At 52.2% G+C, this 16,300-nt stretch carries 16 protein-coding genes; 12 read left to right on the forward strand and 4 right to left on the reverse strand.

Features of this window, described 5'->3' with window-relative positions; genetic code table 11:
* Window positions 1–109 precede the first annotated feature (109 nt).
* Both cpxA and cpxR read right to left on the reverse strand, forming a co-directional pair.
* The gene (gene cpxA / locus Dpoa569_RS00805; protein WP_042867728.1) at window positions 110–1,480 is read right to left on the reverse strand and encodes an envelope stress sensor histidine kinase CpxA; all 1,371 of its coding nucleotides are present in this window, start codon (window positions 1,478–1,480) and stop codon (window positions 110–112) included.
* A gap of 16 nt (window positions 1,481–1,496) precedes the next feature.
* Entirely contained in the window at window positions 1,497–2,195 is a 699-nt protein-coding gene (cpxR, locus tag Dpoa569_RS00810) for an envelope stress response regulator transcription factor CpxR (RefSeq protein ID WP_042867730.1), read from the reverse strand.
* A gap of 184 nt (window positions 2,196–2,379) precedes the next feature.
* On the opposite strand from cpxR, the gene cpxP reads away from it, so the two are divergent.
* Complete coding sequence (cpxP, locus tag Dpoa569_RS00815) at window positions 2,380–2,940, forward strand: cell-envelope stress modulator CpxP (RefSeq protein WP_042867732.1); 561 nt, start codon at window positions 2,380–2,382, stop codon at window positions 2,938–2,940.
* 181 nt (window positions 2,941–3,121) lie between these two features.
* Here cpxP and Dpoa569_RS00820 read toward each other — a convergent pair whose 3' ends face one another.
* Window positions 3,122–3,610 (reverse strand): hypothetical protein, encoded by a 489-nt coding sequence (locus tag Dpoa569_RS00820; RefSeq protein ID WP_128569650.1) that lies wholly within the window; start codon window positions 3,608–3,610, stop codon window positions 3,122–3,124.
* 362 nt (window positions 3,611–3,972) lie between these two features.
* On the opposite strand from Dpoa569_RS00820, the gene Dpoa569_RS00825 reads away from it, so the two are divergent.
* The 8 genes from Dpoa569_RS00825 (at window position 3,973) to Dpoa569_RS00860 (ending at window position 13,158) form a co-directional block, all read left to right on the forward strand.
* The gene (locus tag Dpoa569_RS00825) at window positions 3,973–5,724 is read left to right on the forward strand and encodes a phage tail-collar fiber domain-containing protein (RefSeq protein WP_146410948.1); all 1,752 of its coding nucleotides are present in this window, start codon (window positions 3,973–3,975) and stop codon (window positions 5,722–5,724) included.
* Between the two features lie 368 nt (window positions 5,725–6,092).
* Window positions 6,093–7,238 (forward strand): phage tail-collar fiber domain-containing protein, encoded by a 1,146-nt coding sequence (locus tag Dpoa569_RS00830; protein ID WP_042867734.1) that lies wholly within the window; start codon window positions 6,093–6,095, stop codon window positions 7,236–7,238.
* 343 nt (window positions 7,239–7,581) lie between these two features.
* On the forward strand, window positions 7,582–8,760 hold the full coding sequence (locus tag Dpoa569_RS00835) for a phage tail protein (RefSeq protein ID WP_042867736.1): 1,179 nt from the start codon (window positions 7,582–7,584) through the stop codon (window positions 8,758–8,760).
* Window position 8,761: 1 nt separating this feature from the next.
* Window positions 8,762–9,196 carry a tail fiber assembly protein gene (locus Dpoa569_RS00840; RefSeq protein WP_042867738.1) on the forward strand — a complete coding sequence of 145 codons (435 nt, stop codon included), beginning with the start codon at window positions 8,762–8,764 and terminating at the stop codon, window positions 9,194–9,196.
* A 282-nt stretch (window positions 9,197–9,478) separates the two neighbouring features.
* Entirely contained in the window at window positions 9,479–10,495 is a 1,017-nt protein-coding gene (locus tag Dpoa569_RS00845; RefSeq protein WP_042867740.1) for a phage tail-collar fiber domain-containing protein, read from the forward strand.
* The gene (locus Dpoa569_RS00850) at window positions 10,495–11,115 is read left to right on the forward strand and encodes a tail fiber assembly protein (protein WP_050569369.1); all 621 of its coding nucleotides are present in this window, start codon (window positions 10,495–10,497) and stop codon (window positions 11,113–11,115) included. The genes Dpoa569_RS00845 and Dpoa569_RS00850 overlap by 1 nt, the downstream gene beginning before the upstream one ends.
* Before the next feature lie 292 nt (window positions 11,116–11,407).
* A complete protein-coding gene (locus Dpoa569_RS00855; protein ID WP_146410951.1) occupies window positions 11,408–12,766 on the forward strand; it encodes a phage tail protein in 1,359 nt (452 codons plus the stop codon).
* Complete coding sequence (locus Dpoa569_RS00860) at window positions 12,763–13,158, forward strand: tail fiber assembly protein (protein WP_042867746.1); 396 nt, start codon at window positions 12,763–12,765, stop codon at window positions 13,156–13,158. The genes Dpoa569_RS00855 and Dpoa569_RS00860 overlap by 4 nt, the downstream gene beginning before the upstream one ends.
* On the opposite strand, the gene Dpoa569_RS00865 is transcribed toward Dpoa569_RS00860, so the two are convergent.
* Window positions 13,130–13,609, reverse strand: coding sequence for an NUDIX hydrolase (locus Dpoa569_RS00865; protein ID WP_042867749.1), 480 nt, complete (start codon window positions 13,607–13,609; stop codon window positions 13,130–13,132). The two genes, Dpoa569_RS00860 and Dpoa569_RS00865, sit on opposite strands and share 29 nt — an antisense overlap.
* Window positions 13,610–13,620: 11 nt before the next feature.
* Between Dpoa569_RS00865 and Dpoa569_RS00870 the strand changes: the two genes are divergently transcribed.
* The 3 genes from Dpoa569_RS00870 to pfkA all read left to right on the forward strand — a co-directional run bounded on the left by Dpoa569_RS00870 (window position 13,621) and on the right by pfkA (window position 15,989).
* Window positions 13,621–13,914, forward strand: a complete 294-nt coding sequence (locus tag Dpoa569_RS00870) for a hypothetical protein (RefSeq protein WP_155683826.1) — start codon at window positions 13,621–13,623, stop codon at window positions 13,912–13,914.
* Window positions 13,915–13,926: 12 nt separating this feature from the next.
* Window positions 13,927–14,829 (forward strand): CDF family cation-efflux transporter FieF, encoded by a 903-nt coding sequence (gene fieF / locus Dpoa569_RS00875; protein ID WP_042867753.1) that lies wholly within the window; start codon window positions 13,927–13,929, stop codon window positions 14,827–14,829.
* A gap of 197 nt (window positions 14,830–15,026) precedes the next feature.
* Window positions 15,027–15,989, forward strand: coding sequence for a 6-phosphofructokinase (pfkA, locus tag Dpoa569_RS00880; RefSeq protein ID WP_042867755.1), 963 nt, complete (start codon window positions 15,027–15,029; stop codon window positions 15,987–15,989).
* Window positions 15,990–16,300: the final 311 nt, after the last annotated feature.

Here is a 16,300-nt window from a genome sequence, read left to right on the forward strand (position 1 = left end):
ACTCAATCGGCTGAAGGTATGGATGTGACAGCGGGCGCGGTAGCCCGCGCCCGAAGAGAAGGAGGCACTATTTATGCACGCGAGTCACGTTGATGATTGCCGTTAATTATTAACATTGATAGAGCGGTAGCCAGAGCGTGAGCTGCAAACCGCCAAGCGGGCTTTCATCGGCTTTAGCCCAGCCGCGATGTTGGGAAATAGCCGTTTCGACAATTGCCAGCCCCAACCCCGTACCGCCAGACTCGCGGTCACGGGCTTCATCGGTACGGTAGAATGGCCGGAAAATTTGCTCTCGATCTTCCGGGCTGACGCCGGGACCATCGTCACCAACAACAATGGTGACACCCTGAGCATCAGCCGAAAACGACACGGCGATACGGCTGTGCGAATAGCGCAACGCATTACGCACCACATTTTCCAGCGCACTGTCGAGCGCAGTTGGGTTGCCGAACAACGGCCAGGGACCGGGGGGCGATAGCACCTCCAGCGTTTTACCCATCTGTTCGGCTTCAAAGCGGGCATCATCCAGCACATCGTTCCACAGTTCGTCTGCCTGTAGTGCTTCCCGCGACAGTTCATTTTTGTGCTGGTTGCGCGACAGCACCAGCAGGTCGTTAATCATGCCATCGAGCCGTTGGGTTTCGGTTTCGATGCGGTTCAGTTCGTTGCCTTCCCCCTGACGCCGCCGCAATAGCGCGGTCGCCAGTTGCAGACGGGTCAACGGCGTACGCAATTCATGGGAAATGTCGGATAACAGGCGTTGTTGCGCGGTCACCATTCGCTCCAGTGCGCTCACCATCTGGTTAAAGCTGGCGCCGGTCGCCCGGAATTCCTGTGGGCCGGACTCCAGCTCAGGATGCTGCTTCAGGTTGCCGCGCGCCACTTCATCGGCGGCGTTTTTCAACTTGCGTGCTGGTTTCGCCAGGCTCCAGGCCAGCCACAGCAACAGCGGTGAACTGGTGAGCATGGTAACTATCAACAGCAGCAGCGGGCGGTCAAACAACAGGTTGATAAAATCAGATTGCGGACTGCTGGCGGGGCGCAGCATGTACATCAGGTAGCTGTCTTCGCCATCGCGCACGGAGAATGGTCCCAGCAATTCCAGCCGACCGTATTTTTTCTTTTGCGGGAAATCCGCGCTGTCAGACTGGCCGATGAAATTGCGCACCATCTGCATTTCATTACGCTGGGCGCCAATCACGCGCCCTTCGCTGGTGACCAGCAGCAGGCGCTGACCGGGTGGCGCCCACTTTTCGATAACGCGAAACAAACGGCGCCACCACAGCAAATCATTCGCCGGGTCGATCGCCAGCTCGGCTTCGATGTGCTGTTCCAGCATCAACCCCTGCCGCTGTTCGTTTTCCAGCAGCGGGGTGAGTTGCCGGGAATCCAGTTTCGGCAACATCAGCACCAGCATCAGCACCAGTGCCAGCGTCAGCCAGAAAATGGCAAAGATACGGGCAGTAAGGCTATTGATCATACCATCGCAACCCGGATCATGCGGTAGACACCATCAGGTAGCCTCTGCCGCGCAGCGTTTTAAACCAGGGCAGACCATCCTTGCGTTCTGGCAGCTTGCGCCGCAGGTTAGAGATATGCATATCAATGGCGCGGTCGAACGGCGTCAGGCGCTTACCCAGTACCTCCTGACTGAGATGTTCGCGCGACACCACCTGGCCCAGACGCTGCGCCAGCAGGTAGAGCAAGGTAAATTCCGTACCGGTCAAATCCAGCACGTCATTGTCGAAGCTGGCTTCCTGACGGCCTGGGTTCAGCCGCAGCGCATCCACTTCAATGGTTGGCGCGCTGGCTTCGCCGGCCTGCTGTTGGTCTGTCCAGTTGGAGCGCCGCAAAATAGCGCGGATACGGGCGACCAGTTCCCGGTCGTTAAAAGGCTTGGGCAGATAGTCGTCCGCGCCCAGTTCCAGACCGAGTACGCGGTCCAGTTCGCTGCCGCGGGCGGTAAGCATGATTACCGGCGTCTGGTAGCGTTGGCGCACTTCCTTGAGCGTATCGATGCCGTTTTTCTTCGGCATCATGATATCCAGCAATAACAGGTCAACCGAGTCATCCAACACGCTTAACGCCTGTTCGCCGTCATGGGCGACAACGACGTTAAAGCCTTCCATTTCGAGCAATTCCCGCAACAGGGATGTCAGCTCGCGATCGTCATCAACCAACAGGATTTTATTCATGATTTACCTACCTCCACGGGCAAAATACGTCATAGATCGCCGCTATTCCATGACTTTACGTAGTTTTACATCGTCTGACGCATGTTTGCAGCAAGGCAATTAGACTGAACTCATCGATTAGCCAAACAGTACACGGCACACCGTACGCCAACACAAGCGGTACGTGAACACAGAGGAGTTATTGATGCGAAGCACCATCATCTCGTTATCTCTTACTTCACTGCTGATGCTGGTAACCAGCACTGTGATGGCAACCAAAAACGATTTATCTACCGAAGACCATGTATTCTCCGAAAACCGTACTCCTGTATTGGGGAGCTGTTATCGGGATGACTCTGCCACGAAACGCACAGAGAGTCAGCAAGGCATGTTTGACGGTGTGAAGCTGACGGAACATCAGCGTCAGCAAATGCGTGACCTGATGCGGCAGGTACGCCATGAACAACCCGCGTATGATGCGAACGATGTGGAAGCCATGCATCAGTTGGTAACGGCGGAAAAATTTGATGCTCCGGCGGTGCAGGCGCAAGTTGCCAAAATGGTTCAGGCGCAAATTGTGCGTCAGGTGGAGATAGCCAGAGTGAGCAACCAGATGTACAACATGCTGACGCCGGAGCAGAAATCGATTCTTAATCAGAAGTATGAACAGGCCATGCAGACTGTGCGCCAACGGATGTCGGCGTCTGGTGTGGATAGTCAGAATCTGGAACTGTCCCGTCAGGGTCAGAACGAGAGTACCGAGTAGTGTAATGCGTGTTTTTCCGAGTAGTGCTGAGAGTAGTGTGTTAGAGAAGTAACCTGTTTTCCTTGCCATAGACACCATCCCTGTCTTTTAGCCCTCCTTGATGGAGGGCTTTTTTTTGCCGGCGAGTGGTAGATAGCCGTTTTTTTTTGCATTAACGGCAATGTTTTAAAACGGCAATATGTTAATTTTTATGCCACTTCTGTGTGATTGGATTATTGACCTTATTTTCTTCCTGGGTAAATGTACCATTTTGTTGCGCTATGGCTTCGCCCGTTTCGACGATGGCATTCTGTATAAAATATTTCTCTTTATCACCATTAATAAATGTTAACTGATGGAATGCGGTCTTTTTCCCCCAGTCATCAGATGGCAATGAGATATATCTGATAGTATAGGTTTGATCCTGAAAACCGCCTTGCATGACGTAAACGCCATAATGTTCTTCGCCTTGCGATATTATTTTATAAATGCCGTTGTCGTAATAGAATATTTTCGCATCGGGGAATGGCTTTTTCTCATAGAGTTTACGGTAGTGCAGCGTTTGCCTGTAAGTTGGCTTACCAAAGCCGACTTCAAGTTTTTGTTCATTATTATCAGTTGTTAACGAGCTTGCCTGACTGGAACTTATTGCCATCAGCCCCAGAAAAAGAAATGAAACATTCATCTTCATGACCTATCTCCTTAACTTTGCTTCATGATTTTTCTGAAAATAATAATGCGTGCTAATTTATGTTAATTCTCATCAATTTATTCTATGAGTAAATTATATTTCTGTTATGTCAATGATGTTACTAATCATCATTTTCTTTCCAAATATTCACAAAAAAAATCGTTTTATTTTTTGAATACGGCTTGTTGTGTTGTCGATGTACCAACCCTCATCGTGCACGTTTTTGCTGGCTGGTCAGCATAATGCCCGGTACTGCCACAATGGGCTGAAATCGCTTGAAAAAGCGAGTGTCGAGAGCGTGGCGGTATTTGTTCCATGCCTGTGCATGGGTTCCTTTATCGCTAATTCTGATGAGACATATTATGAGCACGAAATATACGGCTCTGCTTACCAAAGTGGGAGCTGCCAGGCTGGCAAATGCAATCGCACAGGGAAAACAGTTGGAAATCACCCGGATGGGCGTAGGAGATGGCGGTGGTGTTCTGCCAACGCCAGATCCCGCGCAAACTGCCTTGATCAATGAAAAACGGCGCGCCGCGCTTAATTCGTTGGTACTTGATCCGACCAATGCTAATCAGATTATTGCCGAACAGGTGATTCCGGAAAATGAAGGCGGATTCTGGCTGCGTGAAATAGGGTTGTATGATGCGAGCGATAATCTGATTGCAGTCGCCAACTGCCCGGAAACCTATAAGCCGCAATTGCAGGAAGGGTCGGGGCGTGTACAGACGGTGCGTATGATTCTGGCAGTCAGCCAGACTGATGCGGTGTCGTTGACCATTGACCCAGCAGTGGTGCTGGCCAGTCGGAAATATGTGGATGACAAGGCGTTATCTTCGCAGGCGTATACCGATACGAAAGTCACGGAAGTTAAATCCTATACCGACAATGGATTAGCCGCACATATTGCCGCTGTGAGTCCACACAAGCAGTATGCACCGATTGCAAGCCCGGCGCTGACGGGGGTGCCTACCGCGCCAACAGTAAATTCCGGGAATAACTCATCCCAGTTAGCGACAACCGCATTTGTGCATAACGCGATCGCTGATAACGCCTTCGCGCTGGATTTTACGAGCAGGGCGACTGGATGGGATGTGCCGTGGGATGCCAAAAGCGGATTCTATGAGGCCTATTTAGGGTCGTATTCACAGGCCGTGTTGCATTTTCACGGCTCAGCGTCGAGTTGTACCGCCCTTCAGTTTGCTGCGCGTTACGGTAACGGTGGGCTGAGTTATCGGACGTCCCGCGATGACAAGGGTTTTGAGCATGACTGGGAGCAGATTTACACCACCGGATTCAGGCCATCACCTGCGGATATTGGCGCGCTCTCGGTGGCCGAATTCAACCAGACCATTACGTCATATGCGCTACTATCCAGCCCGTCGTTCACCGGTAATGTGGCTGTAACGGGCGATGGAAATCAAATCAGGTTGCAGCAGAGCACAGTGGCGCCAACGTCCGGGTCGTATCTGCATTCAGTTGACAGTGCCGGCGCATTTTTGTGGGCGGTCGGGCGCAGTGAAAATAACCGGTCTTTAGAATTGGTGGGCAAGGGGGGGAATCGCGTCGCGCTCACGGATGGCGGTGATATCACGATTGCTCCCACTGCCGGGTCCGCAACATGGATTACCAGCACGGCAACACTGACCGCGCCTGCTGCCGGAGATAACAGCAACAGCGCCATTACATCAGCATGGTTTGCGGCAGAACTGGCGGGCATTCCGCTGCCATTCCCCGGTGCGGTTGCTCCGACAGGCTGGCTCAAGTGCAACGGCCAGACGTTTGACAAGAATCGCTATCCACGGCTGGCGCAGCTCTACCCATCAGGCACGTTGCCGGATCTGCGCGGCGAGTTTATTCGTGGCTGGGATGATGGGCGGGGAGTGGATGCGGGGCGACAGCTGTTTAGTTGGCAGGGGGATGAAATTAGATCCCACAGCCACGATTTTGTTTCGTGGCCGAATAGTGGTAATTCCCAGGCTAAGGGCGGAGCACAGGACGCCAATGGTGGCGATGGCGGCTATTATGTGCGCCGCGGCATCGTTCTCCCGGCAGGAGGTATGGAAACCCGCCCCCGCAACATTGCCTTTAACTACATCGTAAGGGCAGCGTAACGAGTGATAAATATTTTTTTGCTGTACAAAATGCCAACTGAGTAGTAACGGAATAATACCGATAAACTGATTTAAACCTATTTCGACACCTGTCTGGAATAACAACATATTAATTATTCTATGTGGCCTGCACCGACTGAATAATTCACCCTATTGATATTCCTACCCGCCTTAATGGCGGGTTTCTTTTTATCCGTTTGTTGTGCCATGGCAGAAACAACGCCAGCCAGGCGATTTGCCGCCCGTCTATTTGCATAATGTTGTCAGAGGCAACAACAAAATGGAATGGCTTGCAAAACAGGCCGCGATTAGGGCTGTGTTCATTGCGATGTCACGTGCTGTTTAAGATGATTCAAAAGGAAAATGGTATGGCGGTGAAATACATGACATTACTCACTCAGGTGGGTACGGCAAAACTGGCGAATGCCACGGCATTAGGGAAAATGCTGAATATTACCCATATGGGGGTGGGTGATGGCGGCGGTAATCCAACAACGCCTAATCCGACTCAGACGGCATTGATCAATGAAAAACGTCGTGCGGTATTGAATGCCCTGAGAGTCGATCCCGCTAATCCGAATCAGATTATTGCCGAACAGGTGATTCCGGAAAATGAAGGCGGATTCTGGCTGCGTGAAATTGGTTTGTATGATGCGGACGGGGATTTAATTGCCGTGGCCAACTGCCCGGACACCTATAAGCCGCAATTACAGGAAGGCTCTGGCCGCGTACAAACCGTACGTATGATTTTAGTGGTCAGTAACGCCAGTGCCGTCACGTTGAAAGTAGACCCGGCGGTGGTGCTGGCAACGCGTAAGTCGGTTGATGACAAGGCGATTGAGGTGCAAGCCTATGCCGATGGGCTGATGACCAGCCATGTGAATGACGCGAATCCGCACAAACAGTATGCGCCGATTGCCAGTCCGGCGCTGACGGGTAATCCCACTGCGCCTACAGCAGTAGCAGGAACGAATACAACACAACTGGCAACCACGGCGTTTGTTGCTGGTGCGGTTAATTCTCTATCAGATAAAACTGACAACAGCATCAAACTAAAACTGGATATTAATGACATTGTGGGTATGCCATTGCCCTGGCCGCAAGCGACCGCACCGGATGGCTGGCTCAAATGCAATGGCCAGGCATTTGATAAAACCCGTTATCCGCGGTTGGCGCAGGTCTACCCGTCTGGCGTGTTGCCGGATTTGCGCGGTGAATTTATTCGCGGTTGGGATGATGGAAGAGGGGTGGATAGCAATAGAGGCCTGCTTTCATCACAAGGGGATGCGATTAGAAATATTGTTGCTTCGTTTGTCATGGATGACATGGCTGTTGGGACAAATGCTCCGACCGGAGCGATGTTTCCGAGTTCTCAGATTGCATATGATGCTACTTCAAATACTACAGGTTCTGTCGGCTTCAATGTTGTTTTTGATGCATCAAGGGTTGTACCTACAGCCAACGAAAATCGCCCCCGTAACATCGCCTTTAACTACATAGTGAGAGCTGCGTAATAAGTGATAAATATTTATTCTGTAATAAATGCCAATTAGGTAATAATGGGATAATACCAATTAAATTATTTCTTAACCTTTTTAAAAAATAATATGTTAATTATTTATGGGCAGTTATTTTATTTTCACCTTTTTCCTACCCGCCTTAATGGCGGGTTTCTTTTTATCTGTTTGTTGTGCCATGGCAGAGACAACGCCAGTCAGGCGATTTGCCGCCCGTCTCTTTGCATAATGTTGTCAGAGGCAACAATAAAATGGAATGGCTTGCAAAAACAGGCCGCGATTAGGGCTGTGTTCATTGCGATGTCACGTGCTGTTTAAGATGATTCAAAAGGAAAATGGTATGGCGGCGAAATATATGGCGTTACTCACCCAGGTGGGTACGGCAAAACTGGCGAATGCCACGGCATTAGGGAAAATGCTGAATATTACTCATATGGGCGTGGGCGATGGCGGCGGTAATCCAACAACGCCTAATTCGACTCAGACGGCATTAATTAATGAAAAACGTCGGGCGGTATTAAATACTCTGCATGTTGATCCCACTAATCCGAATCAGATTATTGCCGAACAGGTGATTCCGGAAAATGAAGGCGGATTCTGGCTGCGTGAAATTGGTTTGTACGATGCGGACGGGGAGTTAGTTGCCGTGGCCAACTGCCCGGACACCTACAAGCCGCAATTACAGGAAGGCTCTGGCCGTGTACAAACCGTGCGCATGATTTTGGTCGTCAGTCATGCTCAGGCCGTGTCATTGAGCATTGACCCGGCGGTGGTGCTGGCAACGCGTAAGTTTGTTGATGACAAGGCGATTGAGGTGCAAGCCTATGCCGATGACCTGATGGCAAAACACCTTGCTGCCAGTAACCCCCATCCGCAATATGCACCGCTGGTAAGTCCCTCGCTGACGGGGGTGCCGACTGCGCCAACGGCGGTTGCAGGAACCCGCAATAGTCAGCTGGCAACGACCGCATTTGTTAAAGGCGCTATTGAAGCACTGGTTGCCTCTTCTCCAGAAGTACTTGATACGCTGAATGAACTGGCAGCCGCTTTGGGTAACGATCCAAACTTTGCCACCACAATCACGAACGCACTGGCGGGCAAACAGCCGCTGGACAACACGCTGACTGCATTGTCAGGAAAATCTGTTGCTGCGCTTCTCGAATACCTTGGTTTAGGAACCGCAGCGAAAAAAAACGTAGGTACTGGTGCTGGTCAACTCCCTGATATGCATAGTTTTTCAATCGGCAGCAATAATGCATTCAGATTGCCGACAGGTCACATTGTACAGTTCGATTATGGTGTATTGAGTGACATTGGGGGATTTACGAAAAGCTACCCTATTCCGTTCCCTACAACGGCCATCGTGCTGATTGGGATTGTGTACAACACGTTAGGGGTACGGTGGGTTGCTACACCGAATATTTTTGACAGAACTGCGGCGAACATCAACTTTGTAGACTCTGCCACGGGCAATGCTTTGACGGGGATAACCGTTGGCTATCTGGCTATAGGATACTGATATGAAAAAAATTAATAGCGTTTATTCACCCTCGCAGAATGTTATTTATCCCGCACAGCTTTATGCTGATTATGAACGTGCAGGTACATGGCCATCAGATGGGATAGAAATCGGCGATGACGATGCCGTGCGGTTCAGCCCGGTTAATCAGCCAGTGGGAAAAATGCTGGGATACGTCGAGGGTGGGCTTATCTGGGTTGATGAACCCGCACCATCGCAGATGCAACTGATTAGAGAAGTCGAGGCAAGACGACAACTACTTCTTTCAACGGCGAATGACCTGACTGCCGACTGGCGAACAGAACTTGCACTGGACATCATTGCTGACGGGGATAAAGCGAAGCTGGTTGAATGGATGCAATACATCAAAGCCGTGAAGGCAGTAGACATCTCTACTGCGCCGAATGTTAGCTGGCCGGAGAAACCGAATATGTAGCCCGGTGAGTACCGGGAAGACTGGAGGTATCAATTCACTCGTTCTATCTGGTGTAGTTAAGCCGTATTCACCGTGTCCTCTTTTTTTGACGTTTTCCCGCCTTAATGGCGGGTTTATTTTACCGGCTTGTTGTGCCATGGCAGAGACAACGTCATCAACAGGTAATATTTTCGGGGTGTTTGCATAATGGTTGTCAGAAAGCAGAACGAACATTGGATATTTGCATAACCACCATGTTTGCTGCCGCTGACCAACTTTTAATTGACGCAGACGAGAGAAACGATGGGAACCAAATACTTTACGATTCTTACCCGTATCGGTGAGGTTAAACTGGCGGAAGCAATCTCAACCGGAAAGCCACTGGAAATTACCGAGATGGGCGTTGGGGATGGCGGTGGGGTATTACAGACGCCAGATACGATGCAGACCAAATTGGTGAATGAAAAGCGCCGGGCGGTGATCAATTCCCTGAGTGTAGACCCGGATAACCCCGGTCAGATTATTGCCGAGCAGGTGATCCCGGAAAATGAAGGGGGATTCTGGCTGCGTGAAATTGGTTTGTATGATGCGGCTGGCAATTTGATTGCGGTAGCCAATTGCCCGGAAACCTATAAACCGGAACTGAAGGAAGGGTCGGGCCGGGTACAGACGGTACGCATGATCCTGATTGTCAGCCGTACCGATGCGGTAACGCTAAAATTTGACCCGACAGTCGCGCTGGCGACACGGCGTTATGCGGATACGCTGCTGGCGGGGCATCTTGCCGAACCCAACCCCCATTCGCAGTATCTGTTGATCAGTGAATTTGTCGGTATTCCACAACCCTGGCCGCAGGCGACCGCCCCGGCGGGCTGGCTGAAATGTAACGGCCAGTCGTTTGATAAAACTGTCTATCCCCGGCTGGCGCAGGTCTACCCGTCCGGTGTGCTGCCGGATTTGCGCGGTGAATTTATTCGCGGTTGGGATGATGGGAGAGGAGTGGATGCGAGCAGAGCGCTGCTTAGCCAGCAAGAGGGAGCAATTCCAGATCATAACCACATGCTTGAGGGATTATGGTCTACTGCAATAAACACATCGTCAGAACTGGGGGCGATTGTTGGAACGGGAGATAAAATATGGAATACGTTGCAGGAGTATCAAGGGATTGACTTGCCTCCATCCCTCGGCATCGCGACGAGTATCGGTTCCGGAGGTTATGCTTTCAGTGGAGAAAAAGTAAAACGCGTATTACGTACTCCAGTAGCTGCAGAAAACAGGCCCCGCAACATCGCCTTTAACTACATCGTGAGGGCGGCATGATGACGATATCAACACAGGACGTGCGCGCGGTGCTGGCGGTGGATGGGCTGGCGGCTCAAGCTGGCTGGTTACGGGTGTATCACGTGGATGCTGCAACCCGTGAGTACGATGGCTACAGTGACGAATATCTGATGCCGGGAACAGGGATTCCCGCGCACAGCTATGCTGATGAGCCGCCGCAGCCTGTGGCGGAAGGGCAGGCGCTACGGCGTTCGTCTGATGGCCTGCAGTGGGAATGGGTGCCGGATTTACGTGGGCAGACCGTTTACGACACGCAGACGCGTCAGCCGCACGTGGTGAGTGAGCTGGGAGCGTTGCCCGCCCGCCTGACCTTGCTGCCGCCAGCCAGCAAGTTTGACTGTTGGGATGGCGCACAATGGGTAACGGATACCGCAGCGCACCGGGAAAGCCTGCTACAGGCGGCCCGACAGGAGTGTGAAAGCCGTCGCCAGACGGCGCATGAGCGTATCCGTGAGCTGACCTATGCGCAGGAACTGGACATCGCCACCGAGCAGGAAACCCAGGCGCTTAAAAGCTGGAAAATCTATCTGGTACAGTTAAGTCGTATTGATCTGTCTCAGTCGCCGGATATCGACTGGCCGACTATACCCGCAAACTGATTTAGGGCTATACCCGTTCGGAATAACCATGTTCTGTTATTCCGAACGGGTGTTTTTTTATTGATCTTTTCTGACGTATCTCCTTGCTGATTATCGGATTTTTATCGTGCTACTGGCAGGCATCAATAGCCTTGTTGTGCCATCGCCGCCACACCCGTATGAACGGGTGATTTGACTCGCTATCAGCATAATGGTTGTCACAAGGCAGACAGGACGGTGAGCACTTGCTGTGTTCTTATTCCCCTGCTGCTGCCTGACTTTTTCCTTTACATTCATGCTGATGAGAGAATCGATGGGGACTAAATATTTTACCTTGCTCACCCAGGTGGGTGAGAAAAAGCTGGCGGCGGCGATAGCAGCGGGAAAATCGCTGGAACTGGTGCAAATGGGGGTGGGAGATGGCAACGGCGTACTCCCCACTCCGGATTCAGTGCAAACCAGACTGGTGAATGAAAGACGGCGCGGCGTCATCAATTCGTTAACGGTTGACCCGGATAACACCAATCAGATGATTGCCGAGCAGGTGATCCCGGAAAATGAAGGGGGATTCTGGCTGCGTGAAATCGGGCTGTACGACGTGGATGGCGACTTGATTGCGGTTGGCAACTGCCCGGAAACCTATAAGCCGGAACTGAAAGAAGGGTCGGGCCGGGTGCAGACAGTACGCATGATCCTGATTGTCAGCCGCACCGATGTAATAACACTGAAGTTTGACCCAACGGTGGCGCTGGCGACACGGCGTTATGCCGATACCTTGCTGGCTGACCATGTCGCCGCCGTTAATCCGCATAAGCAGTATGCGCCGATTGAGAGTCCGGCATTTACCGGTACTCCTGCGGCACCGACGGCTGTAGCAGGTACGAGTACGACACAACTGGCAACCACGGCGTTTGTTGCTGCCGGGTTATCAGGAAAAATGGATAAAAATCAGAACGGTGCTGATATTCAGGATCCGACTCAATTTGTCAAAAACTTGGGCTTAGAAAATCGTTTTGCAGGCCGTATCCTGCGCATAAAAAAAATCACCTCAAGCCAGAATTATCAATGGCCTGATGATGTGTCTGCTATTGATGTCACCATCTGTGGTGCGGGTGGTGGCGGCGGTGCAGCAGCGGCGTCCCCACAGAATTATCACTCGGCAGGTTCCGGCGGTGGTGCAGGCGGCTGGGCACGATCTTTTTACCGTAAAGGTGATATTCCTGCGTTGATCTATCTGGAGGTCGGTGCTGGCGGCATGGGCGGTGTAGATGGGGTAAATGAGCCGGGGTTTGGTGGCGCGACGAAATTTGGAACGTTAATGACGGCGATCGGTGGAGCGAGGGGGGCTAACGGTATCGCAGCTGCAATCGGTATGTCACTTCTGATGGGTAATGGCGGTGGCGGAACTGGGTCTGGTGGGAATCTTGTCGCGGGTTTTGGCGGCTCAGGTACACCTGCGATTTTTTTCAGTAGCGGTCATGAATCCGGTGCAGGCGGCGATTCTGTTTTTTCATTCGGTGCTCCACCACTAACGTCGAATAGTTCGATTGCAGGGATCGATGGTATCGATGGTTCTGGTGGTAGTGGTGGGTATGAGATGCCAGGTGAGCCTGCTACTAAAGGTGGTAATGGTGGTAATGGCGTCATTATGATTGTGGAGTATTCAGCATGAGTAAAATATACGCGGTAATCGAAAACGGTGTGGTGATGAATACCGTAGTCTGGGATAGCGATGTTGGGGCTGACTGGAAGCCGCAGAATGGCGCGTTAATCGATATTTCATCAGAACGTGTCGGTGTCGGTTATCTGTATTCTGACGGTGTATTTACGCCACCTGAAAAAAGCCGGGATGAATATATTGCGGACGCTACGCTACGAAAAACGCAGCTATTGTCAGAAGCACAAAAAATGATAGCAAACTGGCAGACTGATCTCTTGCTGGGCGTGATTTCTGATGATGATAAAAGCCGTTTAGTGCGCTGGCGCGAGTACATGAAACAAGTTGACGCCATTGATGCACAGAGCGCACCCGATATCACCTGGCCTGTTCCTCCTGCGGCGTAACCAGACACGTTCTGCCCGGCCACAGCATTTCAACCAACTGTTCCGGGTAGACCTTATCCTGTGTGGTGAGGAGTTCATCGCGGCTCCACCAGTGATGGTCCCGCATCACTTCCTGTTCATGCGCTGTCCAGTTGCCAGTGTGGAGAGTACTGTCGGTGATAGGGATGACAAAAAACCGCTCATCGGCAATCACGGTGTCTCCGTCAGGCATCGCCATGGTAAAGGTACACGTAGCGATACAAGGGCCGGGGTCCTGACGACGGATACCGGTCTCCTCCCACAGCTCTCGTACCGCCGCCTGCTCAAACGTTTCTCCGTTTTCTACCGCCCCGCCAGGTGTTGCCCAATAACGCTGTCCGGCAAGGGCATCCTGAGTATGATGGAACAGGAATAGCAATACCCGTTGTTCAGGGTTGAGAATCAGCAGGCGTGAAGCTGGTCGCCGTTTCATACGATTTCCCGATGTCTATCTGGTCGACACTATTTTCCCTATCACCAGACGTGATGTCCATGCCTGCCGCGAAAAAGCGAGCCATGGCGCGGCTTGCTGGCGGTTCGGTCGGTGCGGGTTTTCTGGCTGCGGGATCGCAGCTCGCGCCGGGAACAGGAGCGGTTGCAGAAAATACTGCGCAAGCCATAAGCCTGTCATCAGCAAACATCGCGCGTATGCCAGCAATTGGCAGTTATCGGGAAACCGGAAATAAACTGTCACAGCTTTCCCGTACTGGAATTCGGTATACTGACTCCCTCGCTTGAATGGAGTGGTGTATGAATTCTCATTACGCACGTTTGGTGACGACCGCGGCTTTTTTGGCTACCGCCATGGCATTATCGCTGTTTGGCATGAAGGTGTACGCCTGGTGGTACAGCGGTTCGGTCAGTTTGCTGGCGTCGTTGGTGGATTCGTTGGTGGATATCGCGGCGTCGCTGGTTAATCTGCTGGTGGTTCGCTATTCGCTGCAACCCGCCGATACGGAACATACGTTCGGGCATGGCAAAGCCGAGTCGCTGGCCGCGCTGGCGCAGAGCATGTTCATTTCCGGTTCGGCGCTGTTTTTATTATTGACCGGCGCCCAACATCTGATGACTCCGCAGCCGTTGCAAGGGGCTGAACTGGGGATATGGATAACCATTATTGCGCTGGTGGCGACGGGGCTGCTGGTGAGTTTCCAGCGTTGGGTTATCCGTAAAACCCACAGTCAGGCGGTACGGGCCGACATGTTGCACTACCAGTCGGATGTCCTGATGAATGGTGCGATCCTGCTGTCGCTGGTGCTGAGCTGGAAAGGCATCACCTGGGCCGACGCAGTGTTTGCACTGGGGATCGGCGTCTATATTTTAGGCAGTGCCTTGCGCATGGCCTACGATGCCATTCAGGTGCTGCTGGACAGAGCGCTGCCGGATGACGAGCGGCAGGAAATCGTCACTATCGTGTCTTCATGGCCGGGCGTCAGTGGAGCGCATCAGTTGCGCACCCGCCGCTCTGGCCCGACTCGTTTTATCCAGTTGCATCTTGAAATGGCGGATAACCTGCCGCTGGTGGAATCTCACCAGATTGCGGACGAACTGGAGCAGGCATTGCTCAAACGCTTTCCCGGTTCAGACATTATTATCCATCAGGACCCTGTTTCGGTGGTGCCGCCAGAACAACGAGGCCGTTGGGAGCTATAGCTGCCAGGCTTTATCTGCGCCATAACTATGTTGTAAAAATGTGATATACGGTAGATTTTTAGTGGACCGAGAGACTGACCTGAATCAATTCAGCTAGGCGTATTTGTTATACTATGTTGATAAACGGTTAGGCTTTGTCTTGTGAGCCTGAAGACAGAAGAATCTGCGAATTTACATCTACAAATCCAGAGGTTGTCATGATTAAAAAAATCGGAGTACTGACGAGCGGTGGCGATGCGCCGGGGATGAATGCGGCTATTCGTGGCGTAGTGCGTGCCGCGTTAGCGGAAAACCTGGACGTATACGGCATCTATGATGGCTATCAGGGTTTGTATGAAGATCGCATGGAGCAGTTGGACCGCTATAGCGTGTCGGATGTGATCAACCGCGGCGGCACGTTCCTTGGCTCTGCCCGTTTCCCTGCGTTCCGCGAAGAAGCGGTACGTCAGGTGTGCGTGGACAACATGAAAAAGCATGGTCTGGATGCGCTGGTGGTGATCGGTGGTGATGGTTCTTACATGGGGGCCAAACGCCTGACCGAAATGGGTTTCCCCTGCATCGGTTTGCCGGGCACCATTGATAATGATGTGGCGGGCACCGATTACACCATTGGTTACTTCACTGCGCTGGAAACCGTGGTCGAGGCGATTGACCGCCTGCGCGATACCTCGTCTTCCCACCAGCGCATTTCCATCGTGGAAGTGATGGGGCGTCACTGCGGCGACCTGACGCTGGCCGCCGCGATTGCCGGCGGTTGCGAGTTCATTGTGTTGCCGGAAGTAGACTTCAAAAAAGAAGATTTGGTGGAAGAGATTAAAGCCGGCATCGCCAAAGGGAAGAAACACGCTATTGTTGCGATTACCGAACTGGTGTGCGATGTGGACGAACTGGCGCACTATATTGAGACAGAAACCGGGCGCGAAACCCGTGCTACTGTACTGGGCCACATTCAGCGTGGTGGTTCGCCGGTGGCTTATGACCGTATCCTTGCGTCCCGCATGGGCGCGTACTCGATTGAACTGTTGCAGCAAGGCTATGGTGGCCGTTGCGTCGGGATTCAGAATGAAAAACTGGTCCATCATGATATTATTGACGCTATCGAGAACATGAAGCGCCCGTTCAAAGGCGACTGGCTGAATACCGCCAAGAAGCTGTTCTGATGTACGCCCGGCGTGGCCGGGGCGCACAAGCAAATCCCGCTCTTTTGGGCGGGATTTCTTATTGGGAAACAGAAAACGGCCAATCCGGCGGTGAACGATGTGTGTGCCGGCAGTCGGTAACGGAAGGAAACGCACATCCTCACCGTCATGATTCGCTGGCATAATGTCGCTGCCCTGCGGCGTAACGTATGACGGCGTTCGCCGGGCGCAGGGTGAGCTGTTGATCTACACTTTTTTCCGTCTCTTGCTATTCCCCACGCCGCTGGTGGCGCAGGCATGAGCACCCATACAGAAATTATTGAGGTTTTCGC

It is taken from the genome of Dickeya poaceiphila (genome assembly GCF_007858975.2).
GTDB classification, from domain to species: Bacteria; Pseudomonadota; Gammaproteobacteria; order Enterobacterales; family Enterobacteriaceae; genus Dickeya; species Dickeya poaceiphila.